The following is a 22,864-nucleotide window of genomic DNA, read 5'->3' on the forward strand; positions in this document are numbered from 1 at the left end:
GGGCAGGGGGTGGGATCATGGCGCGATCCATCCGCCGGAGTACGCACCATGCCGTCATCGCCCCCGCCGTCACCACTGGACCGACAGGATTTCGTACGCGTGCGCGGCGCGCGCGAACATAACCTGCGCGATGTGGATATCGACGTGCCGCGCGACACCATGGTGGTGTTTACCGGCGTGTCGGGGTCGGGCAAGTCGTCACTGGCGTTCGGGACACTGTATGCGGAGGCGCAGCGCCGCTACCTTGAATCCGTCTCCCCCTATGCGCGGCGCCTGTTCCAGCAGATGCCGGTGCCCGATGTCGATACCGTCGATGGCCTGCCCCCCGCCATCGCGTTGCAGCAGCAGCGCGGCGGCAGTTCGGGGCGTTCGTCCGTCGGCAGCATCACGACGCTGTCGAACCTGTTGCGCATGCTCTATTCCCGCGCGGGGACCTATCCCCCCGGCCTTGCACGGCTGGAGGCGGAATCCTTCTCCCCCAACACGCCGATGGGCGCGTGCCCGCGCTGCCACGGGCTGGGCCGCGTCCATGACGTGACGGAGGCCACGCTGGTCCCCGATGACAGCCTGTCGATCCGCGACCGCGCCGTCGCCGCATGGCCCACCGCGTGGCAGGGGCAGAACCTGCGCGATATCCTGATCACCATGGGCATCGACGTGGACTGCCCCTGGCGTGACCTGCCGCGCAAGACGCGCGACTGGATCCTGTTCACGGATGAAACACCCACCGTCCCCGTCTATCCGGGCCTGACGCATGCGCAGGTGCAGGCCGCGATCGCCAAGGGGGTGGAGCCTGCGTACCAGGGCACCTTCACCGGTGCGCGGCGTTACGTCACCCAGACCTTCGCCAATTCGCAGAGCGAGACCATGCGCAGGCGCGCGGCGTCGTTCATGATCTCCACCGACTGCCCGGTCTGCCATGGGCAGCGGCTGAATCCCGATGCGCTGCGCGTGACGTTCGCGGGAATGAACATCGCGGCGATGGTCGCGCTGCCGCTGGGGCGCATCCGCACCGTGCTGTCGGGGGTTGCCGACGTGGCCGCCAGCACGGATGACGACGCCATCGCGATCGCCGCGCGCCGCATCGCCGCCGACATGGTCGCGCGCATCGACGTGCTGGCGCAGCTTGGTCTGGGATACCTGCAGATGGATCGCGGGGTGCAGACGCTCTCCCCAGGGGAATACCAGCGCCTGCGGCTTGGCACGCAGATCCATTCCAGCCTGTTTGGCGTGGTCTATGTGCTCGACGAACCTTCATCGGGGCTGCATCCTGCGGATACGCAGGCGCTGCTGGCCGCGCTGGACCGGCTGTGTGCTGCGGGCAATTCGCTGTTCCTTGTGGAACACAACCTCGACGTCATCCGCCATGCCGCATGGATCGTCGATGTCGGGCCGGAAGCGGGCGAGCGCGGGGGCGAAATCCTGTATTGCGGCCCGCCAGACGGCCTGCGCGATGTCACGGCGTCGCGCACGCGCGATTACCTGTTCGCCGCGTCGCAGGTGGTGGTCCATACGCCGCGTACGCCGCAGGGGTGGCTGGAACTTGCGGATGTCCGCTGGAACAACCTCGACGGGCTGGACGTCGCCTTTCCGCTGGGGGCGTTCACGTCCGTGACCGGGATCTCGGGGTCGGGGAAATCCTCCCTCGTCAGCCATGCGCTGACCAGCATCGTCGCACGCGCGCTGGGGCAGGCCCTGCCCGTGGCGGAGGAGGAGGAGGACAGCCAGGCCCCCACCCCCGAACTCCGCCAGCCCGAAGGGCGCGTGGCCTCCGGGCTGGAGGGGATCGGCCGCCTTGTGGTGATCGACCAGAAACCCATCGGCCGCACCCCGCGCTCCAACCTTGCGACCTATACCGGCCTGTTCGATGTCGTGCGCAAACTGTATGCCCGCACCGACCTTGCCCGCGCGCGCAGGTATGATGCCGGGTGGTTCTCCTTCAACCTGGCGAAGGGACGCTGCCCCCACTGCCAGGGGGCGGGGTCGGTGATGGTCGAACTGCTGTTCCTGCCCAGCGTCTATGCCCCGTGCCCGACCTGCCATGGTGCGCGCTACCGGCCGGAGGTGCTGGAGGTGACCTACCGCGACCGCTCCATCGCCGATGTGCTGGCGATGAACGTGGACCAGGCGCTGGATTTCCTGTCGGACGTGCCCAATGCGGCGACCTGCCTGTCGATCCTGCAACGCAGCGGCCTTGGCCACCTGCGTCTGGGACAGCCTGCGACCGAACTGTCCGGTGGGGAGGCGCAGCGCATCAAGCTTGCGACCGAGCTTCAGAAACAGCGGCGGGGCCATACGCTCTATGTGCTGGACGAACCGACCACCGGGCTGCACCCGTCCGACGTGGATCGCCTGTCGGCGCACCTGCATGAACTGGTGGACCAGGGCAATACCGTGATCGTGGCCGAACATGACATGCGCATGGTCGCGGGCGGGGACTGGGTGATCGACATGGGGCCGGGTGCGGGGGAGGACGGCGGCACGGTCGTCGCCGCCGGGACGCCCGCCGAGGTGGCGAAGGCCGCGCGGAGTGCGACGGCACCGTTCCTTGCGCGGTATGTGGGGTAGGATCTTCTTTTTCTGTAGAAAAAGAAGCAAAAAGACTTTTGATCAATCCGGGAAAGAAGCAGCCTGCCGGGACTGTGTTCAAAAATTCAAAAGTTTTTGGTGAAGCTTTTTTCAAAAAGCTTCAGGAAACGCTGCCTTTCTGGAAAAAGGCGGCATCCGAAAACTTTTATGAATTCATCCTCCGACTGTCCCGGAACATACATCTTCTATAAAACAGGGACGTTACCCCTGACCCGACGGGAGATGCCGTGTTCCTGCGCCAGTTGACCTACCTGATCGCCCTAGAGCGTTTCCGCCACTTCTCCCGTGCGGCGGAACATTGTGGCGTGTCGCAGCCTGCGCTGTCGGCGGGGATCAGGCAGCTTGAAAACGAACTGGGCGTATGCGTCATCCATCGCAACCGCCGCTTCCTTGGCCTGACGGAGGAGGGGCGGCGCGTCCTCGCCTGGGCCAAGCAGACGCTCGCCGCCCTTGATGGCCTGAAGCAGGAGGCCGCGTTTGCGCAGGACGTGGCGGGCGGGTCGCTGTCGATCGGGGTGATGCCGCCCGCGCTGCTGACCATCCCGCTGCTGCTGGAAAGTTTCCGCACCGCCATCCCGAGCCTGCATCAGGAAGTACGTTCCGTCGCGGCGGGCGACATCGCGCGCATGCTGCGTGAGCATGAGGTGCAGTTGGGCGTGACCTACCTTGACCAGGTGCCGGTGGGGGGCGCGTTCGACGTGCGGCCGCTTTATGCGGAACAGTACGTGCTGGCGGGTGCGATGTCCGCCCCCGTGCCCGATGGGGCGGAATGTGACTGGGCGGAGGTCGCGTCCATTCCGCTGTGCCTGTTCACCCGCAACCTGCGCAGTCGCCAGATCATCGATGCCGGGTTTCGCGACGCGGGTGTGACCCCCACCATCATGCTGGAGACGGATTCCATCAGCCTGCTGCATTCCGAACTGCGTGCGGGCCGCCTGTGCAGCATCCTGCCGGTCGCGGCCCTGCCGGAGAGTGTGGGCGGCGCGGGCCTGCGCACCTGTCCCATCGTGCCCTGTGTTGCGCCGGAGGTCGCGATCGTACGCCTGCGACAGCCCAACCCGTCCGCCGTGCTGACGCGGATATGGGAGGTGTGCATGCGGTTGCGGACCGATGACGTGTTCTGTGTGTAAGGGGAAGGGTCTTCTTTTTCTGTAGAAAAAGAAGCAAAAAGACTTCTGATCCATTAAGGTAAAGAGGCAGCCTGCCGGGACCTTGTGCATAAAATCAAAAGTTTTTGGTGAAGCTTTTTTCAAAAAGCTTCGACAGACGCCACCTTCCTGAAAAAAACCGGCACCCGCAGACCCGCCCTTCATAACCCCTCCTTATCATCTCATCACGACAAACGATTGGACCCGCGCGGGGCCGCGTCTGCATGGTCGGCCCCGTCATGACCGCGCGCGCCCACGATCCCGATACGTTATCCGCCCTCCTGCCGCCCTTCGTGCGGAAACTGTCGTGGCTGTATGCGCCCTCGCTTGCGGATTTCGCCTTTGCCCTGCGCACGGCGTTCGCCGCGATCCTGTCGCTGCTGATCGCCATGTGGATGGAACTCGACAGCCCGCAATGGGCACCGCTGACAGTGTGGGTGGTGGCGCAGTCCTCCCGCGGGGAAAGCCTGGCGAAGGCGCGCTGGCGCGTGGCGGGGACGCTGCTGGGGTCGGTTGCGGCGATGACGCTGATTGCGGCGTTCCCGCAGGCGTCGGGCCTGTTTTTCTGCGCGCTGGCGCTGTGGATCGGCCTGTGCTGCGCGGGGGCGACGCTTCTGGACAATTACCGCGCCTATGGGCTGGTGCTGACGGGCTTTACGTCGGCCATCATCGCAACCGGTGCGATCCTGGAACCCGACCATGTATTCGACATCAGCGTCGCGCGCACCAGTTACATCGTGCTGGGTGTTGTGTGCGAGGCGACGCTGGCGATCCTGTTCATGCCCTCCGTCGCCCCCCATGCGCGACAGGCGCTGCATGCGCGCCTGATGCGGGCGTTCGCCAACACGACGCGCACGGTTGCCGACCTGCTGGAGGGAGAGATCTCGCCCGCCGCGATGGGGACGACGCTGGGCGAACTGGTGGCGTTCAACAGCCAGGTGGAATTCAGCGAACTTGAACTCGAACCCGGCAGCCGGACGGGCGATCATGCGCGCGCGGCGCTTGCGGGGCTGCTGGCGCTGCTGGCGCGTGTGCGGGGGGTGTCGCTGCTGCTGTCGGGTGGGGTGCAGGCCCCGGAGGTACGGCGCGATGCACGGGAATATGTGCGCGAACTGTGCGCGCTGCTGCGCGATGGCGGGGCGGACCCGGCGGAGATGGCCGCGCGTGTGACGCGCCTGCAGGCGCTGTGGCACGCACGGCAGGCAACGGCGGCCCATCCGGCGCTGGGCGCCCTGTTTGTGGAACTGCTGGCGGATGTGGGGCAGGTCCTGTCCGAAATCCGCGCCAGTGACAATCCGGTGCGCCACGACCATTTCCGCTTTCGCGTCACGTCGCGCCGCCATGCGGTGGAGGCGCTGGAAAACGGCGTGCGCGCCTGCTGCGCCATCCTTGGCGCGTGGCTGGTGTGGGAGGTCACGGCATGGCGGCAGGGGGCGGCGTTCATTTCCTTCCTTGCGCTGGTCTATGGCCTGCTGGCGACGCGCGAAAACCCGGTCATCGCGGGCATGCCCTTCTTCAAGGGGGGGCTGTACTGCGCGGCAGTGGGGACGGTGCTGGCGTTCTGGGTCATCCCGGCCATCACCGCGCCGGAAATGCTGGTGTTCGCGCTGCTGCTGCCCATGACCATCGGCGGCCTTGCGGCGCGCAATGCGGCGACGGCGGGATATGCGTTTTCGTTCAACATGTTCCTGCCGGTGCTGATCGGCCCGATGAACCAGGGGCGCTATGACGAGGTCGCGTTCCTCAACGGGACGCTGGCGTTTTTGTGCAGCATCCTGTTCGCCATCCTGACCTATCGCATGGTCGTGCCGTTCCGCATCGATTCCCACATGCGCCGCACGGCGGCATGGACCGCGCGCCGCCTGCGGGGCCTGGGCGCGGGGCGCAACCGCATGGCCGCGCACCAGTGGCTTGCGGCCTGCGCGGGCAGTCTGGTGCGCATATTGCGCAATTCCACGACCGTCCCGCCGGAGATGGTCGAGCAGTACATGCGCGCGGAACTGCGGGCGATGACGCTGGGGCTGAGTGTCATTGCCCTGCGGGATGTGGCGCGCCGCAACGACCTGCCCCCCGCCACGCGGCAGGCGCTGGCGCTGTTCCTGCGCCGGTGGCAGCAGGGGCGGGCGGGCGAACATGGCACCCTGCGGATGATCGAGGGACGGGTTGCCCATACCCCCGTGCCCCCACAGGCCGCGCAGGAACGCCAGGTCGTGCTGTCATGCCTTTACCTGGTGCGCACGCTGCTGGCCCCGGGGGAAAAAGGCACTTCATCGGAATAGAAGTTTTTGGTGAATCTTTTTTCAAAAAGCTTCGAAAGACGCCGCCTTTTTGAAAAAAGCCGGCACCCAAAAACTTTTAATGATTTTACGTTCTTTTCAGGCGTGCAGCCCATATGTCTGCGCGGTGGTGGCCATGCGCATCAGGGTGCGGGCATCGGCGCGCGCGTCCTCCATGGTGGCATAGCGGCGGCCGTTCATCTGTGTGGTGCGTTCATGCAGGGCGCGGAAACTGCACGGCCCGTCACGGTAGTCGCGCAGGACGACGCCAAGGGTGATGCCGTTGATTTCAACGATGCTGGATTCGAACATGTCCTGCCTGCTGTGCTGATGACTGGTGCACCTCGGTGCATCCGCGCCCGCTATGCCGGAGGGCGTGCGTGGGGGCAAGGCGAAATAAATGAACTTTACATGACAGTAGAGGCGCATGGGTGTGTCATAAAAACTTAACACAGATGCGGCAGGATTATTATTGATCCGCGCTATTGCCATTGTCTAACCCTGAGGCTGCGTTTTGCATATCAGGAAAAGACATGGCCCAATACATGGCCCCCACCACCATTGATGAATCCACCAGGGCGGCCGTGGCGTCGGACCGGCGTGGGGACATCGTGTTTGCGATGGTCGCGCGCATGGCGGGATGGCTGATCCTGCTGGTCATGGCCGGGATCATCATCGTCCTTGTCGCCGGTGGCTGGCGCGCACTCGCCAGCTTTGGTCCGCAGTTCCTGACCAGCACCGCATGGGACCCCGTGACGCAGCATTTCGGGGCAGCGACGTCCATCTTCGGCACGCTGGTGACCACGCTGGTCGCCCTTTTCTTTGCCGTGCCGTTCGCGTTTGGGGTGGCGTTCTGGCTGGTGGAAATGGCGCCGCCCGCGCTGGCGCGGGTGATCGAAACCGCAGTACAGTTGCTGGCCGCCGTGCCGTCGATCATCTTCGGCATGTGGGGTTTCTTCATCGTCGTGCCGTTCATGGCCCACCATGTCGAACCCGCGACCAAGCACCTGCTGGGCCATGTGCCGGGCATCCGCCTGCTGTTCAGCGGCGCGCCCTATGGCACCGGGCTTCTGACGGGGGGCGTGGTGCTGGCGCTGATGGTCACGCCGTTCATCTGTTCGGTGATGACGGACGTGTTCACCTCCATCCCCGCCGTGCTGAAGGAAAGCGCCTTCGGCCTTGGCGCGACGCGGTGGGAGGTGATGCGCAAGGTCGTCGTGCCATGGTCGCGCCAGGCGGTGATGGGCGGGATCATGCTGGGTACCGGCCGCGCATTGGGCGAGACGATGGCCGTCACCTTCGTCATCGGCAACGCCAACCACATGGGATGGTCGCTGTTCGCGCCGGGCAACACGATTGCCTCGCTGATCGCGCTGGAATTCCCCGAAAGCCCCGCCGGAAGCCTGAAGCTGTCGGCGCTGCTGGCGCTGGGTGCGATCCTGATGGTCATCTCGTTCATCACGCTGGCCTGCTCGCGCATTTTCCTGCGCCGTGACGCCGCGGAATAAGGAAAGGGCGCAACCATGGTGACCCCGAACCCGGCCCCCACACAGGCCAGCATGCCCGCCGGCAGCGGGTGGCAGCGTGGCGGCGCGCAGGCGATACGCCGCCGCATCACCGACCGCGCGGTGGGCGTTGCGTGCATCATTGCGACTGTCGTGGTCGTATACCTGCTGTTTTCCATCCTGTGGACGCTGATCGTGCGCGGGGGGGCAGGGCTGTCATGGCCGACCTTCACCCACAGCACGGCCGCCCCCGGCACCGGCGGCGGCCTGGCCAACGCCATCGTCGGCAGCCTGGAACAGACGGGGCTTGCCGCGCTGATCGGGACCCCGCTGGGCATGATGGCGGGTGTGTACCTGTCGGAGTTTTCGCGTGACGGGCGCATCGTCTCGCTCGTGCGGTTTGTGTCCGACATGATGCTCTCGGTGCCCTCCATCCTTGTCGGGCTGTTCGTCTATCTGATCTTTGTCGAACCGGCGGGGCATTTTTCGGGATGGGCGGGCATGTTCGCCCTGACGATCCTGTTCATCCCCGTCGTGGTCCGCACAACCGAGGACATGCTGCGCCTAGTCCCGCGTGCGATGCGCGAGGCGGCCTATGCGCTGGGCGCGCCGAAATGGCGCGTGATCCTGAGCATCTGCCTGCGTGCCGCCCGCGGCGGCATCATGACCGGCGTCCTGCTGGCGCTGGCGCGTATTTCGGGCGAGACCGCGCCCTTGCTGTTCACCTCGCTTGGCAACCTCAACTGGTCCACCAGCCTCAATGCCCCGATGGCCAGCCTTCCCGTCACGATCTACCAGTATGCGGGATCGGCCTATGACGACTGGGTGCAGATGGCGTGGACCGGCGCGCTGCTGATTACCGCCGCTGTCCTTGCGACCAGCATCCTTGCCCGCTGGTGGCTCCTGCGTAATGGATCCGTAAAATAATGAACACGATCGTCATGGATGATGTGGCCCCCGCGCCCACGGATGTCGCGACCCCTGCGCTGTCCATACGCAACCTCGATTTCTGGTATGGGACGAACCATGCGCTGAAGAACATCTCCCTCGATTTTCCCGAACGCCAGGTGACCGGCATGATCGGGCCGTCAGGGTGCGGAAAATCCACGCTGCTGCGTATCCTCAACCGGATGTATGACCTCTATCCGGGGCAGCGCGCGACGGGGGAGGTGATCTTTGACGGGTGCAACATCATCGCGCCGGGCGTGGATGTGAACGTTTTGCGTTCGCGCATCGGCATGGTGTTCCAGAAACCCACGCCGTTCCCGATGTCCATATATGACAACATCGCCTTTGGCGTGCGCCTGCATGAACGCCTGTCGCGTGCGGAGATGGACCAGAGGGTGGAGGACGTGCTGCGCCGCGTCGCCCTGTGGCCGGAGGTGCGCGACCGCCTTGGCGCGTCCGCCGCCGCCCTGTCGGGCGGGCAGCAGCAGCGCCTGTGCATCGCGCGCACCATCGCCACCCGTCCGGAGGTCATCCTGCTCGATGAACCGACCAGTGCGCTTGATCCCATCTCCACCGCGCGGATCGAGGAACTGCTTGATGAACTCAAGCGCGATTTCTCCATCGCGATCGTGACGCACAACCTGCAGCAGGCGGCGCGGTGCGCCGACCGGGTGGCGTTTTTCTATATGGGGGAACTTGTGGAGGTCGATACGGCGGACCAGATGTTCACCGCCCCGCACAAGAAGCAGACGCAGGATTACATTACGGGCCGCTTTGGCTGAGACAGGAAATATCGAGACCATGCCGAACGAATCAGCACATACGGTCCATAGTTACGAGCAGGAGCTTGAACACCTGCGCTCCCTCATCAGCCAGATGGGCGGCCTTGTGGAACGCCAGACGTCGCAGGCGATCGCCGCCGTGGTGGACCATGACGAGGACGCGGCCATCGAGGCCCCGGAACTTGACCCCCGTGTCGATGACCTCGAACGCCAGACCGAGGCGCTGGTGATCCGCCTGCTGGCGCTGCGTGCGCCGATGGCAGGCGACCTGCGTGAGGTTGTCTCCGCGCTCAAGATCTCGGGCGACCTTGAACGCATCGGCGACTGCGCGGCGTCGATCGCGCGCCGGGCGCTGCGTGGGGAACTGCTGTCCTATCCCGTGTCCGTCACCGGGCTGCGCAGCATGGGGCGTCTGGTGCAGGAAAACCTGCGCCGCACCATCGACGCGATGGACCGGCGCGATCCCGACCTTGCGCGGGAGGTGTGGCAGTCGGACATGGCGGTGGATGAACTCTATGTCTCCATGTTCCGCGAACTGGTGACGTACATGATGGAGGACCCGCGCAATATCGGGCCGTGTACGCACCTGCTGTTCATCGCCAAGAACCTGGAGCGTATCGGCGATCATGCCACCAACATCTGCGAACGTGTCTATTACGCCGCGACGGGGCGCATCCTGCCGGTCGTGCGGCCGCGTGGCGGCATCGCGGACCAGGATATTTAATTCAAAGGTTTTTGGTGAAGCTTTTTTCAAAAAGCTTCGAAAGACGTCACCTTTTTGAAAAAAGGCGACACCCAAAAACTTCTATTTTCCCGGGCGGTTTCTGCATGGGGTGGGGTTTCATAAAACTGTCATGAAACTGTCACGGATATATAATCCCGCCCCCTGAATCCGCCGTTATATTTGCCCGCGTCCGCTGGATATTCACCTGCATATCCGGTCGTTGTATTGGGGAACAAAAGTATTATGTACTTTCCTGTCCGATTTCTGGCGCTCGCCCTTGCGGCAAGTGCTGCTCCGGTCCTTGCGCATGCCGCCGACATCACGGGGGCGGGCTCCAGCTTTGCCGCGCCGATTTACGGTGCGTGGGGCGCGGACAGCCGCAGTTCGATCGGGGTCAGCCTGAATTACCAGACCGTCGGCTCCAGCGCGGGCCAGAACCAGATCCTGGCGAAGACCGTGGATTTCGGGGCCTCCGACGTGCCGATGGACGCGCAGAAGCTGGATGCCGCCCACCTGTTCCAGTTCCCGACCGTGATGGGCGGCATCGTGCCCGTCGTCAACGTGCCGGGCGTGCCCGCAGGGGCGCTGCAGCTTGACGGCCCGACGCTGGCCGCCATCTATCGCGGTGATATCGAGCAGTGGAACGATCCGAAGATCGCGGCCCTGAACCCCGGCCTGAAGCTGCCCGATACCGCCATCGCCACCGTGCATCGCGCGGACGGGTCGGGCACGACCGCCGTGTTCACGTCCTACCTTGCGCGCGTGTCGCCCGAATGGAAGGCCGCGCAGGGCTCTGGCGCGTCCATTTCCTGGCCCGGCGGGATCGGCGCGCGTGGCAATGACGGCGTGGCGGCATCGGTGCGCAATACCGAAGGCGCGATCGGTTACGTGGAATATGCCTTTGCCGCCAACACCCACATGGCGACGGTGAAGCTGAAGAACCACAGTGGCGCGTTTGTTGCCGCAGGCCTCGACAGTTTCAGCCGCGCCGCCGAAGCCGCCGACTGGAAGGGCGCATCGCATTTCGCGGTGGACCTGATCGACACCAACGGCGCGGGCGCGTGGCCCATCGTGTCGCCGACCTATGTCCTTGTCTATGTGCCGGTGGCGCAGGCGGAACATGGCGCGGCCGTGCGCAAGTTCTTCGGCCATGCCCTGCAGGATGGTGACAGGGCGGCGAACCGTCTGGATTACGTGCCGGTGCCCGCCAATGTGAAGGCGGATATCCTGCAGAAGTGGGACAGCGCAAAATAATAAAAGTTTCCGGCGCAGCTTCTGATCGAAAAAGCGTCGCCCGGAAACCGCGAAGACTACCGTGGACCTGCCCCGAAAAGGGCAGGTTTTCGCGCATCTGCGACTGTCATAAAAGCTTCATGAAACTGTCTTGGAAACATAACACACAGTAAAGCGCGGACGGACTACACCACAATCATCTTTTATTTACGGAATGAATAAGATGATTCGCCGGCCTGCCGTTTCGTTCTTTCTGGCTTCTTCCGCATTGTGGGGCGTCATGCCCGTCGGGCAGGCCCGCGCGACATCCGCGCAGGATGCACAGATCCAGCAGCTTCAGCGTGAGATGCTGGAAATGCGGCGCGAGATGTCCGGGCAGATCAGTGCCCTGCGCCAGCGCCTTGTCCGGGCGGAGGGGCGTTCGGCCGCCACCACGCAGCAGCGCACGCCGCCGGTGCGCCATGCCATGGCCCGGCCGTCCGGCGCGCCGATGTCGCCGGCCATGGCCAATGACATCGCGATCGGGGGGGACACCAGCCTGGGGATGAACGGTTCCGTCAGCGGCATGCTGCGCTCGTCCGACGTGGGCACGCCGCCGTCCGACCGCGGGATCGATTCGTCGTGGAAGTCGTTCCGCGCCGCGACGGAAAAGGAGGAGGCCGTCCATTTCGGTGGCATGATGATCGGCTTCCCCGGCGGCCGTCCCACCATCTCGTCCGAGGACGGGGCCTATGCCCTGCAGATCGGCCTTGCGTTCCACGAGGACGTCGGCGGGTTCATGGGCATGTCGCCGCGCGCGGGCGAAAGCAAGGGCCTGTTCCCGGGCCTTACGGAAAATGCGCGCCGCCTGCGTATTCCCATCTCCTTCCGCTACAAGAACTGGATTGCGAACATCACGCCCGATTTCGGCGCGGGCAGCGCGGACGGTTCGGTGACGCTGTATGAGGCGAACCTGAATTACGCGGGCATCCACAACACGGTCCTGACCGCCGGTTACTTCCAGCCCCGCGTGACGGAGGAAGATTCCGAAAGCTCCAACGAATTCGAGATGATGGAACGTCCCGCCATCACCGACATCGTGCGCAACATCGCCGCGGGCGACGCGCGCTTCAGCCTTGGCGGCCTGCATTATGCCAAGCGCTGGTGGATCGCGGGTTACGTGACGGGCCAGACCTATGGCAACCGCTCCTCCGCCGTGGTCAGCGACAGCCAGACGGGGGCGACGTTCCGTGTCGCGGGCCGTCCCTATGTCTCGCGCGATGTGGACGTGCATGTCGGCATGTCCGCCATCAGCGCGTTCAAGGTGAACGAGACCGCCAATGGCCGCGTCTACTCCCCGAGCGAGGCGCCCGAGGTCAACCTGACGACGACGAAACTGCTGAGTGCTACGGTCGGCAATGCGGGCACCGTCTGGTCCGCCGGTCCCGAACTGGGCTTCCGCTGGAAGCGCCTGGTGCTGAAGGGCGAATATTACCATATCGGCGTGCAGCGCAAGGGCACCGAGGCCACGGGCAACATGCCCGCCGCCAATTTCGAGGGCTATTACGGCGCCGCCAACTATACCCTGTTTGGCAAGGGCCGTTCCTACAACATCAAGGAAGGCGCATTCTCCGCCCCCGGCGTGGAACATCCGTTCAACCCGGCCACGGGCGACTGGGGCGCGCTGGAACTGTCGGCGCGGTACAGCGTGGCGGACCTGAACAGCGACCTTGGCGGCATTGGCGGGGTGCGCGGCGGGCAGCAGACGGTCTGGTCGGCGGGCGTGAACTGGTATCCCAACCGCCATTTCCGCTTCATGCTGGATTTCAACCACTTCATCGTCAGCCGCAACAGCCAGATGTATAACCTGATGGGCCGTGACGGCAATTCGGTGGCCGGGCGCATCCAGGCGGCGTTCTGATCCGCTGCTGGCGCAAGGACGTTTCCGGGTGCCGCCTTTTTTCAAAAAGGCGGCGTCCTTCGAAGCTTTTTGAAAAAAGCTTCACCAAAAACTTTTATTCATAAGTTTCGGATGGCCCGTTGGTTGCCTATGCGGCAAGTGGCGGGCCATTCCTGCGGTCAAGCTGGCGCTTGATATCCTGCACGAAGCGGGAATGGCGCACGCAGAACAGGAAGAAGTTCTGGATGAAGCGCGCAACGCCCCGGCAGGGACGCTGTACCTGGATCAGCAGGATATAGCGGTCTTCGTCCGTGTCGTTCCAGACCTCGTGGTTGTACATGTCGTCGAACATGATCGACTTCCCCTCCTCCCACGACAGGACATGCAGGCCATCCGGTCCCTCGATATTGATGTGGCATTTCTCCCGGTCCTTCGGGATGCGCAGCGCGAGGTGATAGGTCAGCATCCCCTTGGTCATGCCGTAATGGCGCGGGATGTGGCAGCCCGCCTCCAGCACGGAAAAGCACGCGGTCACAAGGTTGGGGATCCGGTCGAGCAGCGATGAAGTGAACGGCGCACGCGCGCAGTTTTCCTTGCGGCGGTAGCCATAGCCTTCGAGAAAAAAGGACTTCCACCGGCGGTCGGCGGCGATGCGGCCATGGTCGGGCGAGATTTCCCCAAGCGAGGGGATGTCCTGCGCGCGGATGCGCACCGCCTCGTCACGGATATGCTGCCAGTTGCGTTCCAGCACGTCGATCCACGGGAAATAGTCTTTTTCAAAGAGCGCCTGGTCCGGCAGGACGGAGTGCCGCATGATGATCCGGTCGATCTTCGGGCGGAGGTCCTTTCCGATCTGGAACAGGGTTTTTCCGACAAAAGGAACCTTCCACTCACTCTGGCTCATTCTTGCGCCTTTCCTTGTTCTTTCCTGTTGGAACTGCCGGATCTCTTGAAAAAAGCGGCTGGTAGATACGACATGACACGATGATGCACAATATTCCGTGTGGAAATATCGGGATATGACGTCGTCAGATCAATAATGTTGTAGTTCATGCATATCAGGATTGAGTGATGTGCATCATCCATATCCACGCCATCTGGTGTGAAGGCGCGGTGGCGACGCGCGGACACACCCCGCCCCCCATGCGTCGGGGGCGGGGTGTGTCGTGGGGACAGGGATGTGCAGGAAGGGGGGCTATGAAACGGTGCCCCCAGGGTCAGAAATTGACGTTGGTATGGATGCCAAAGATGGTTTCGTTCCCCACGCGCTTCAGGCCGCTGGCGTAACGCGGGTCGGGCGTGCCGCCCTGCGGGTGCCAGACATACTGGAAATCGGGCTGCAGTACCAGCCATGGCGTGACCTGCGCCTGGTATGTGACCTCAAGGTGGTTCTCATTGCCCGGCACCATGGACCCGGCATCGCGGTTATACTGCCGCCATCCCGAACTCGACCGGCCGATGCCCCAGCCAACACCCACGGTGTCGTTGTCGCGTCCCTTGAACGGGGCCTTGAGGTTGACGCCCGCATCGGCGGCAAAGCTGATGAGGTTGCGGTCCCCGCTGTTGCCGGTGGCGCGTACGAAAATCCCCACCGACTGCGGCGAGGTCAGCGACGGCCGCCACAGCATCTGGTCGATGATGCCATAGACCATCCAGTTCCCACGGTCCCAGCGCGGATATCCGCCCTGCGCGCCCAGCGACCCGCCCTGCCGGTTATAGCGGTAGTCGGGGAATTTCGCCGTGTCATAGAAACCGCCCAGTTTGTAGATGCCCGGCAGGCCGGGGTTTTTCGTCGCCTTCGACATGTCATCGGGCTGCGGGTTGAGCGCGTATTGCAGTTCGGTGATCAGCAGCGCGCCGGTGCCCATGTTGAAGCGCGTGCCGCTGCCGTCATTGGTGACCTGGTTGGTCGGGTCGGCCCCGTTGCCGCCATCCTGGATGCCGAAGGAGTTGTAGCGGTTGCCCGGCGGGTTGTCGTCGGCGGCGGCGAACATGAAGGTGAACGTCTCCGTCGGGCGGTAGCGGATGCGCACGGCGGGCGAGGACAGCGGCCATGACGGCCCGCCGCCATACAGGTTGACCGAAGGCGCCATCGGCCAGCCGAAATTGGAATTCAGGTAAAGCGAGCCGTAATCACTGATGAGGAATTCGGTATCGAGGTCCTGCTGCCCGATCTTCACATCCAGTTTCCCGTTCAGGAAGGACTGCTGGTACCACAGTTCGAACAGGCGGGTGGAGCGGTCGGCCTCGAACCCGCTGATGGGGTTGTAGTTGTACAGGTGGTCCTGCGAAATGGAGCGCCCGCGCGTCTGCAGCGCGCTGACATTGAACAGGCCACCCTTCAGGCCGAACAGCTTTTCAAGGTCCACCGTCAGCGTGGGCGCCGTCACCCCGTCATAGGCAGGGCCGGTGCCCGACCCGCTGCCGACGTCATTCGCACTGGGCGCGCCGCCGGTGGTGTTGCCCCACAATTCCTCCACATCCTGCAGGTTGAAGGTCACGCCATGCTTGTACAGCCACGGCCGCAATCCCCCCATGTCACCCAGCAGGTTGCCGCTGGTGTCCAGCCTGTCGCCATCGCTGGGCTGTGGCGGGGCCTGTGACTGCTCCACCGTTGCGATGTCGGTTTCATTGACGGCCGGCCCGGAATTGCCCAGGTCCTTGCGCTCCTTCTGGATTTCCGTCAGCGGGATGTCCTGCGCATGGGCCGCACCCCCCATTCCATGGCATGACAGGCCGATGAGTGTACCGGTCAGGACAATTGCCGCCAGGCGCGGAGACGTGCGTGCGATATCCGGGCGCAGGGCATGGCAATGGGCGGGGCGTTGAGGCGGGGTAGGCCTGGACATCGTATGCACGTCCTGATTCTCCGGGGCGTTCCTGGGGGATTAAAATGAGAGTGATTCGCATTTACAGGTGATTCCCCGGCGTGGCAAGTGACCGCATGTCATTTGTGATGAAATCGTATCTGGCGTGAAATATTCCCGACAGGTGCACGAAGACCCGCCGGGATCTATGGCTGGCCCGGATATTCCCCCGGATATTCAGGATTTATCGCAAGAAGACCTTGGGCACGCCCTCGCTGTTCAGACACGACATTATGATGACGCCCGTCCACAGCACCAGCGATATGCCCGCGCCGACGCGCGCGCGCACCAGGCTTATGGGCTGTCCCCGGATGGCGGGGATATACAGCGCGCCATGGCAGATACCAGCATTGACCAGCGCCAGCGTCATCAGCAGCAGCTTGGGCGACAGGTATCCCCTGCTGCCGATATGCACCGGGTCATAGAAGAACAGCAGCACCCCGGACACCATCGTCACCGCGAACAGCCAGTGCGCCCACCAGAACGCAAGGCGCGCGACAACGGCGCGTTCCGCCTGGTAATCGCGGCGCATCAGCGACAGGTCAAACAGGACATCCATGCCGAAAAAGACCGACATGGCGATGATATGCACCATGCGCACCAGGTAATGCACAGGCTGCATCCAGAAATGGAACATCCGGCTGTCCATCGCGACCAGCAGGTCGTAGGGCAGCCGCATGAACGCCAGGGGATGGGAAATCATTGGAACCTCACTTGCCTTGCGCGTCTGTAGCACATCATATTGACAGTGAGAATAAGTCGCATAATATCGCGCCAACAGCGGAGCCACAGACATATGCGCCATGTGATTATCCTGCGGTGCGCCGGGCTTGCGGCGCTTTTGCTGGCGACGCCGGCGGTGGCGCAGGAACCCATCCACCTGACGGTCAAGGACCATCATTTCACCCCCGATCACGTCAATGTGCCCGCAGGGCAGCGTTTCCTGATTTCGCTGACCAACCAGGACGACACCACGGACGAATTCGAAAGCTATGACCTGAAATTCGAAAAGATCGTGGTGCCGGGCGGCACGATCACGGTACATGCCGGGCCGTTGCATCCGGGAACCTACAAATTCTTTGACGACTATCACCCCGATCAGGCGACCGGGACCGTCACCGCGACACAGGAACCATAGGCCATGCTGGGAAGTCTGCTGATCGTCTTTCGCGAGGTCATGGAAGCGGGCCTCATCATCGGGATCGTGCTGGCGGCGACGCAGGGCATCGTGCATCGCGGCCGCTGGGTCGCCGGTGGCATCGCCGCGGGTGTCGCGGGGGCGGCGATTGTCGCGCTGTTCGCCGGCAGCCTGTCGCAGGCGCTGTCGGGCAACGGGCAGGACGTGTTTTCCGCCTCCATCCTGTGTGTCGCGGTCGTGATGCTGGGATGGCACACGATCTGGATGACGCGCCATGGCCGCGAAATGGCGGGCGACATGCGTGCGCTCGGCGCCGAGGTCGCATCGGGCCAGCGCTCGCTCATGGCGATGGCGGTGGTCGTGGCCGTCGCCGTCCTGCGTGAGGGGGTGGAGGTCGTGCTGTTCCTGTACGGCATTGCCGTGTCCACCCATTCCGGCCCGGTGGCGATGCTGACGGGTGGGCTTCTGGGTATTGTCGCGGGGGGCGGGGTGTCGTGGCTGCTGTATCGTGGCCTGATCGTCATTCCGCTGCATCGCCTGTTCGCGGTGACCGGACTGCTGATCGCGTTCCTTGCCGCAGGCATGGCAAGCCAGGCAGCAGCCCTGCTGGCGGGGGACGACATCATCCCGGCCTGCGGATATGAAATGTGGGATACGTCATGGCTGCTGTCCGATGGCAGCATGGTTGGCCGCGCGGCAAAGGCCCTGTTCGGGTATTCGGACCGGCCGATGGGCATACAGCTGATCGCTTGGGTCGTGACGCTGACGGTCATGATCGTCGCGACACGCCTTATGGCGCGCAAGCCTGCTGCCGCACGGGTCACGACCGCAGCCTGATGATCCGCTGGTAAAATGGGTTTTGTCCTTCGAAGCTTTTTGAAAAAAGCTTCACCAAAAACTTTTATTCCTTGAGTGCCCTTCCTTTCCAGCTATCCGCCAAAAGTCATGGTTTCCAAAGGGCAATGCCCTTTGGCGGGTTTCAGGGCAGAGCCCTGGGCGTCTCGCAAAAAGAATGCCGCCTTCCTGAAACAAGGCGGCATCCCAAAACTGTCATGATCCGGAAAACAGTTTCCTATTTCTGGGGATAGGAGAACGTGAACTTCTCCGTGAACGAATCCCAGAAGCCCGGCGTGCCGGTTTCCTTGTCCACATGGTGCAGGAAGCCGTTTTTCTCCGGCGAGGAGTAGCGCAGTTCGACGGTGTATTTGCCGGGGCCGTCCATCTTCACGTTATTGGCGTAATGCGGCCCGTCCTTTGCGGTCATCGCGCGCATCGTGCCGCTGGCGGTGAAGGGGGAGCCAGCCTTCGTCAGGGTATAGTCGATGGTGAGGTAGGGAATCCACGCGCCGTCGGGATAACCCCAGACATTGTCTGCCGTTGCGTGAACATCGGTTTCAAGGTGGACGACATCGTTGCCCATCGGCATGTCGGCCGGCATCGGGGCCATGTCCACGCCCACAAGATAGCTGGAGGCGATTTCCATGTCATGGGCCTGTACCGGGCCGCCGATCGGATATTCACGGGCAAGGGCCGGGGAAACCGTCGCGGCAATGCCTGTCACAAGGCCCGCGGCCAGAAGGCCTTTTGCAAACTGCATGTTGTTGTACCTTTGTCAGCATCAGTGGAAAGGAAAGGTGACGTTCGGATCCGGGACCATGCCCCCACGATGTCGCGAAAAGGGCAGGGGGAAAGGAATCATGAAATTGCCTGTGTAAGATTGTCGGTATGAAAAACGGACCTGGTGGTCATGGATCAGTATTGCCCCCGGTTTCCCGGGCAGGCGCGGGGTTGTCCCGAACGGCGGGTCCAACAATATGAGAATAATTATCAATGTCAATATAGAGGCGCTACAGTCCACGCCAAAACCACCATCCGGCCCACACGTTCCCGTCATCCCCGCAGCACCCGCGCGAAGGTATGCCTGCTGCTCAACGCAGGTTGATCGGGATTAAGGTTTTTCTCCCGCCCGCGCGGTATAGACTTGTAAAATATTATGGGAGGACATGATGGGACGTGTATCAGGTAAGGTCGCACTGGTCAGTGGTGCGGCACTGGGTATTGGCAAGGCGACGGCGCTGCTTCTGGCGAAGGAAGGGGCAAAGGTCGTCATCGGGGACCTGAAAGTTGCCGAGGGACAGGCCACCGTGGCGGAGATCGAAGCCGCGGGCGGGGAGGCCATGTTCGTGGAACTCAACGTCGCGTGCGAGGACGACTGGAAGAAGGCGATCCCCGCCGTCACCGCGCGCTTCGGGCGGCTGGACATCATGGTCAACAATGCCGGCATCGCCTATGGCGGCACTGTCGAAAGCACGGATCTGGAACATTGGCGGCGGGTGCAGTCGATCAACCTTGATGGTGTGTTCCTCGGCACGAAATACGCGGTGGAGGCGATGAAGCCCAACCGCCATGGCTCCATCATCAACCTGTCCTCCATCGAGGGGCTGGTGGGGGACCCGACGCTTGCGGCCTATAACGCATCCAAGGGGGGCGTGCGGCTGTTTACCAAGTCGGCGGCGCTGCATTGCGCGAAATCGGGTTACAACATCCGGGTCAATTCCGTGCATCCCGGCTATATCTGGACGCCGATGGTGCAGGGACTGACCCATGACACCCCGGACCAGGAAGCGGCGCGGCAGAAACTGATTGCGCTGCATCCGCTGGGCCATCTGGGGGAGCCTGATGATATTGCCTACGGGATCCTGTTCCTTGCATCCGATGAATCGAAATTCATGACCGGCAGCGAACTGGTGATTGATGGCGGCTATACCGCGCAGTAAGGCCGCAGGGGCGGAAGCCGGCACCTTGTTCCCGTGTGCCGGCTTCCTGTTCTTTTTTGAAAAAAGAACCAAAAAACTTCTGAAAATTTCTGAAAGTTTTTGGTGAAGCTTTTTTCAAAAAGCTTCAGGAAATGCCGCATTCATGAAAAATGCAGCACTTCGTGCACCCCTCAGAACCGCTGCGACAGCCCCGTCAGGATGGTGCGGCGCAGGCCATATTGCGGCGCCCCCACCCCGATCCCGCTGCCGTCACGCAGTTCATAGCGCCGGTCGAACAGGTTGATGACATCAAGGCGCAACTGCGTGCGTTTGAGGAAGCCGACCTGGAACAGGTCCTGGAACGACTGCACCAGCGACAGGTTGAACGTCACATATTGCGGCACCTTGGCCCCGTTGGGCACGGCGCCATCGGCGCGCAGGCCGCTGCCATAGACCATGGTGGCCGACAGGCGCAGCGGGTGCCCCGTCTTGTAAAATGCGCTGTAGCTTCCACCGGCGGACGCGGTCCAGCGCTGGTCATGGTCAAGGTGGATCCAGTGGTTCCTGATATAGGCCAGATCGTCGGGGTCGAAGTTCCACTGCGCGCTGGTGATGTCCTTGCCGATGGCGCGCGACCACGCGAAATTGCCATAGACCGAAAAGGGACCGTGGCTGTAATCGGTGGCGAATTCATATCCGTGCACCTCCCCACGCCGGTAATTGAAGGCCGACAGGATGATGGGGGAGCCGAACTGTCCTTCGTCGATCATGTTGTGCGCCAGTTTCAGGTACGCATCGAATGACGCATGCCATCCCGGCAGCAGGGTCTGCGCAAAGCCCGCATCGAAATAATGGTCGCGCTCCGCCTTGACGGTGCTGTCCTGCAATGTGCCGGGGGCGGCCGACGTGTTTGCAAATTTGTTCAGCGACGTTCCCCCCACAAGCTCGAACGGCGGCGGGGTGAAATAGCGGGAATAGCCCGCATGGAACGTGCCGCCATGCCATGGCTGCCAGACGATGTTGATGCGCGGGCTGACCTGCTTGGAATGGGTATATTCGTCCACCCCGTCAAAGCGCAGGCCGTAATTGATCGTCAGGTTGCGCACCGGCCGCCACTCATCCTGCGCATACAGGCCATACAGCCATCCGGTGCGGCCATTGCCGTCGTGAATGTTCTCGGTCACGCCGCTATAGACCGGGTTTCCGCTACTGTCCGTCCCGGTCTGGGGATAGACGGTGGAATCCGTCTGCGACACCGTGCGCTCCACATAGGTCTGGTAGCCAAAGCGTACCGTATGGTCCGGGGCCGCGCGCCATGTCACGTCGGTCTGTGACCCGGTGGACATCACCGAACGCTGCGCGCGCTGCGCAATGCCGTTATAGACAAGGTCGCCCAGTGCATCGGGGGAGTAGCCAAGCGAACTGTAGCGCGAGAAAACCGAGGATTGCAGGCTGAATTTCCCGATTTCCTTCTGCAGCGACAGGATCGCGAAATCGGTGATCTCCTTCTGCCGTTCATTCAGGTCCGCGCTGTTGACACTGCCATAGACCTGCCGCGACAGGTCACTGCTGAGGAAGTCCGGGTTTGCGAACTGCCTTTGCTGCCCTGGATTGTTCGGAAGCTGGTAATACGCGTTCGACACCCCGGCGGTAAAGCTGATGCGGGTGTTTTCATCGGCGGTATAGCGCACATGGCCCAGGAAATGGTACTGGTTGGTCAGGTCATGCAGGGCATTGAACTTGGGCGTCGTATTTTCGATCCCCACGCGGTCATGCACGAAATCGGCAGTGACGAAGTAATCCCATTTGCCATGCGCCCCCCCATATTGCAGCGAGGGGAAGAAGTAATCGCGCGCCCCGCCATAGATCGAGACCTCGCCCCCCGGATCGGTGCTGCCGTTCTTTGTCGTGATGTCGATCACGCCCGCCTGCAGGAAGCCGTATTCACTGGGCAGTGCGCCGGTCGTCATCGACATGGAATGGGCAAAGCGCGTCATCAGCGTCTGCCCAAAGACGCTCAGCCCCTCGGGCAACTGCACGCCATCAAGGCGGAACTGCACCTCGTTATGGTCGCCGCGGATATGGATCTGCCCATAACTGTCCTGCGCCACGCCGGGGGCCTGCAGCAGCACGGCGTTCATCGGTGCGTTGTCGCCACCGGGAATGGTCTCGATATCCTTGCGCGAAAAGCGGTAGGTGCTGGCCCCGGTGTCGGGCTGCAGGGCCGAACGCACACGGTCAAGGCGCGCATTGACCGTGACATGTTCACCGTTCGCATCGCTGTAATCGCTCACCGTCTGTCGGGTGGGGGTGTGCGTGGGGGCGGCAGGTGCAGGCTGCTCGCCACTGCTGAAGGTGGCGCGGGCGTCTTTGGCCGTGCTGTCGGTGGCTGTCGTGCTGGTGGTGGTGGCTCCGGTGGTGGTCGCGACGCCTGCGGCATGCGCGGCATGGCCCGCAGGCAGCGCCGACAGGCAGGTCGTGCCAATCAGCAGGCTGGAAAATGACAGCAGGGAAAAGAGGCGCGGGGATGGGAGCATGTAAGGGCCTGTGCTGAAAAATGGTCAACGACTCTTGGCGTCAGGCGGCGGACCTTATTACAGTACGTTATATCATAACAATAGCGGGATGCAGGTGATCCCGCTTCTGGTGACCCGGCGTGATGAAAAAGCCACACTCGTCCGGGGACGGAATAATTATATGTTGATGAAAACAGAAGGTTTTGGGGAGGTCTTCTTTCAGGAAGGCGATGTCTTCTGAAGCTTTTTCAGGGTCTGTTGGGAATTAACGCGAATTGATGATTGCGGCGGTGAGATAAATCATCGCTGCGAATGATCTGTCGGTCTTGTCGCTTCGCATGGCGATACGCTTGAACTCCTTGAGCTTGCAGAAGAAGTTCTCGATGAGATGGCGCGCCTTGAACATGGCTCCGTCGAACGGGCGTCTGTCGAGGCGGTTTTTGCGCTGGGGAATGACCACGCAGGCCCCTTGCGCGCGTATGGTGTCCACGATCCAGTGGACA

General features: G+C 62.8%; 19 protein-coding genes and 1 pseudogene. 13 read left to right on the forward strand and 7 right to left on the reverse strand.

What is annotated here, in order from left to right:
- Positions 1–48: 48 nt before the first annotated feature.
- The 3 genes from HNH97_RS00050 to HNH97_RS00060 all read left to right on the forward strand — a co-directional run bounded on the left by HNH97_RS00050 (position 49) and on the right by HNH97_RS00060 (position 6,016).
- Complete coding sequence (locus HNH97_RS00050) at positions 49–2,568, forward strand: excinuclease ABC subunit UvrA (protein WP_171789393.1); 2,520 nt, start codon at positions 49–51, stop codon at positions 2,566–2,568.
- Between the two features lie 248 nt (positions 2,569–2,816).
- Complete coding sequence (locus HNH97_RS00055) at positions 2,817–3,719, forward strand: LysR family transcriptional regulator (protein ID WP_171789394.1); 903 nt, start codon at positions 2,817–2,819, stop codon at positions 3,717–3,719.
- A 257-nt stretch (positions 3,720–3,976) separates the two neighbouring features.
- Positions 3,977–6,016 carry an FUSC family protein gene (locus HNH97_RS00060; protein WP_171789395.1) on the forward strand — a complete coding sequence of 680 codons (2,040 nt, stop codon included), beginning with the start codon at positions 3,977–3,979 and terminating at the stop codon, positions 6,014–6,016.
- A 96-nt stretch (positions 6,017–6,112) separates the two neighbouring features.
- On the opposite strand, the gene HNH97_RS00065 is transcribed toward HNH97_RS00060, so the two are convergent.
- Positions 6,113–6,325: a hypothetical protein gene (locus HNH97_RS00065; RefSeq protein WP_110913951.1), complete on the reverse strand. Its 213-nt coding sequence runs from the start codon at positions 6,323–6,325 to the stop codon at positions 6,113–6,115.
- Positions 6,326–6,546: 221 nt separating this feature from the next.
- Between HNH97_RS00065 and pstC the strand changes: the two genes are divergently transcribed.
- The 6 genes from pstC (at position 6,547) to HNH97_RS00095 (ending at position 13,105) form a co-directional block, all read left to right on the forward strand.
- Positions 6,547–7,521: a phosphate ABC transporter permease subunit PstC gene (gene pstC / locus HNH97_RS00070; RefSeq protein ID WP_110913952.1), complete on the forward strand. Its 975-nt coding sequence runs from the start codon at positions 6,547–6,549 to the stop codon at positions 7,519–7,521.
- 15 nt (positions 7,522–7,536) lie between these two features.
- Entirely contained in the window at positions 7,537–8,445 is a 909-nt protein-coding gene (gene pstA, locus HNH97_RS00075) for a phosphate ABC transporter permease PstA (protein WP_233044391.1), read from the forward strand.
- Positions 8,445–9,248, forward strand: coding sequence for a phosphate ABC transporter ATP-binding protein PstB (pstB, locus tag HNH97_RS00080; RefSeq protein WP_110913954.1), 804 nt, complete (start codon positions 8,445–8,447; stop codon positions 9,246–9,248). Before pstA ends, pstB begins: the two co-directional genes overlap by 1 nt.
- A gap of 19 nt (positions 9,249–9,267) precedes the next feature.
- Positions 9,268–9,972, forward strand: a complete 705-nt coding sequence (phoU, locus tag HNH97_RS00085) for a phosphate signaling complex protein PhoU (protein ID WP_110913955.1) — start codon at positions 9,268–9,270, stop codon at positions 9,970–9,972.
- 243 nt (positions 9,973–10,215) lie between these two features.
- A complete protein-coding gene (gene pstS, locus HNH97_RS00090; protein WP_171789396.1) occupies positions 10,216–11,226 on the forward strand; it encodes a phosphate ABC transporter substrate-binding protein PstS in 1,011 nt (336 codons plus the stop codon).
- A gap of 202 nt (positions 11,227–11,428) precedes the next feature.
- A complete protein-coding gene (locus tag HNH97_RS00095) occupies positions 11,429–13,105 on the forward strand; it encodes an OprO/OprP family phosphate-selective porin (protein WP_227744470.1) in 1,677 nt (558 codons plus the stop codon).
- A 127-nt stretch (positions 13,106–13,232) separates the two neighbouring features.
- Here the strand turns inward: HNH97_RS00095 and HNH97_RS00100 are convergent, their stop codons facing one another.
- The 3 genes from HNH97_RS00100 to HNH97_RS00110 all read right to left on the reverse strand — a co-directional run bounded on the left by HNH97_RS00100 (position 13,233) and on the right by HNH97_RS00110 (position 16,654).
- Positions 13,233–13,988 carry an aspartyl/asparaginyl beta-hydroxylase domain-containing protein gene (locus HNH97_RS00100; RefSeq protein WP_171789398.1) on the reverse strand — a complete coding sequence of 252 codons (756 nt, stop codon included), beginning with the start codon at positions 13,986–13,988 and terminating at the stop codon, positions 13,233–13,235.
- Between the two features lie 313 nt (positions 13,989–14,301).
- Positions 14,302–15,933: a carbohydrate porin gene (locus HNH97_RS00105; RefSeq protein ID WP_171789399.1), complete on the reverse strand. Its 1,632-nt coding sequence runs from the start codon at positions 15,931–15,933 to the stop codon at positions 14,302–14,304.
- A gap of 202 nt (positions 15,934–16,135) precedes the next feature.
- Positions 16,136–16,654, reverse strand: coding sequence for a hypothetical protein (locus HNH97_RS00110; protein ID WP_110914363.1), 519 nt, complete (start codon positions 16,652–16,654; stop codon positions 16,136–16,138).
- A 93-nt stretch (positions 16,655–16,747) separates the two neighbouring features.
- Between HNH97_RS00110 and HNH97_RS00115 the strand changes: the two genes are divergently transcribed.
- Positions 16,748–17,089 carry a cupredoxin domain-containing protein gene (locus tag HNH97_RS00115; protein ID WP_208630049.1) on the forward strand — a complete coding sequence of 114 codons (342 nt, stop codon included), beginning with the start codon at positions 16,748–16,750 and terminating at the stop codon, positions 17,087–17,089.
- A 3-nt stretch (positions 17,090–17,092) separates the two neighbouring features.
- Positions 17,093–17,926: an FTR1 family iron permease gene (locus HNH97_RS00120; protein ID WP_110914364.1), complete on the forward strand. Its 834-nt coding sequence runs from the start codon at positions 17,093–17,095 to the stop codon at positions 17,924–17,926.
- Between the two features lie 235 nt (positions 17,927–18,161).
- On the opposite strand, the gene HNH97_RS00125 is transcribed toward HNH97_RS00120, so the two are convergent.
- Positions 18,162–18,686 (reverse strand): iron transporter, encoded by a 525-nt coding sequence (locus HNH97_RS00125; protein WP_110914365.1) that lies wholly within the window; start codon positions 18,684–18,686, stop codon positions 18,162–18,164.
- Positions 18,687–19,095: 409 nt separating this feature from the next.
- On the opposite strand from HNH97_RS00125, the gene HNH97_RS00130 reads away from it, so the two are divergent.
- Positions 19,096–19,866 (forward strand): SDR family oxidoreductase, encoded by a 771-nt coding sequence (locus HNH97_RS00130; protein WP_110914380.1) that lies wholly within the window; start codon positions 19,096–19,098, stop codon positions 19,864–19,866.
- Positions 19,867–20,036: 170 nt separating this feature from the next.
- Here the strand turns inward: HNH97_RS00130 and HNH97_RS00135 are convergent, their stop codons facing one another.
- Positions 20,037–22,382 carry a TonB-dependent receptor gene (locus HNH97_RS00135; RefSeq protein WP_171789400.1) on the reverse strand — a complete coding sequence of 782 codons (2,346 nt, stop codon included), beginning with the start codon at positions 22,380–22,382 and terminating at the stop codon, positions 20,037–20,039.
- A 94-nt stretch (positions 22,383–22,476) separates the two neighbouring features.
- Here HNH97_RS00135 and HNH97_RS18115 point away from each other — a divergent pair, with 94 nt between their 5' ends.
- Positions 22,477–22,602 carry a hypothetical protein gene (locus tag HNH97_RS18115; protein WP_265176070.1) on the forward strand — a complete coding sequence of 42 codons (126 nt, stop codon included), beginning with the start codon at positions 22,477–22,479 and terminating at the stop codon, positions 22,600–22,602.
- Positions 22,603–22,626: 24 nt separating this feature from the next.
- Here the strand turns inward: HNH97_RS18115 and HNH97_RS00140 are convergent.
- Positions 22,627–22,864, reverse strand: a pseudogene (locus HNH97_RS00140) (IS5/IS1182 family transposase); the annotation flags it as partial.

Source organism: Gluconacetobacter entanii (genome assembly GCF_013155425.1).
GTDB lineage: Bacteria > Pseudomonadota > Alphaproteobacteria > Acetobacterales > Acetobacteraceae > Novacetimonas > Novacetimonas entanii.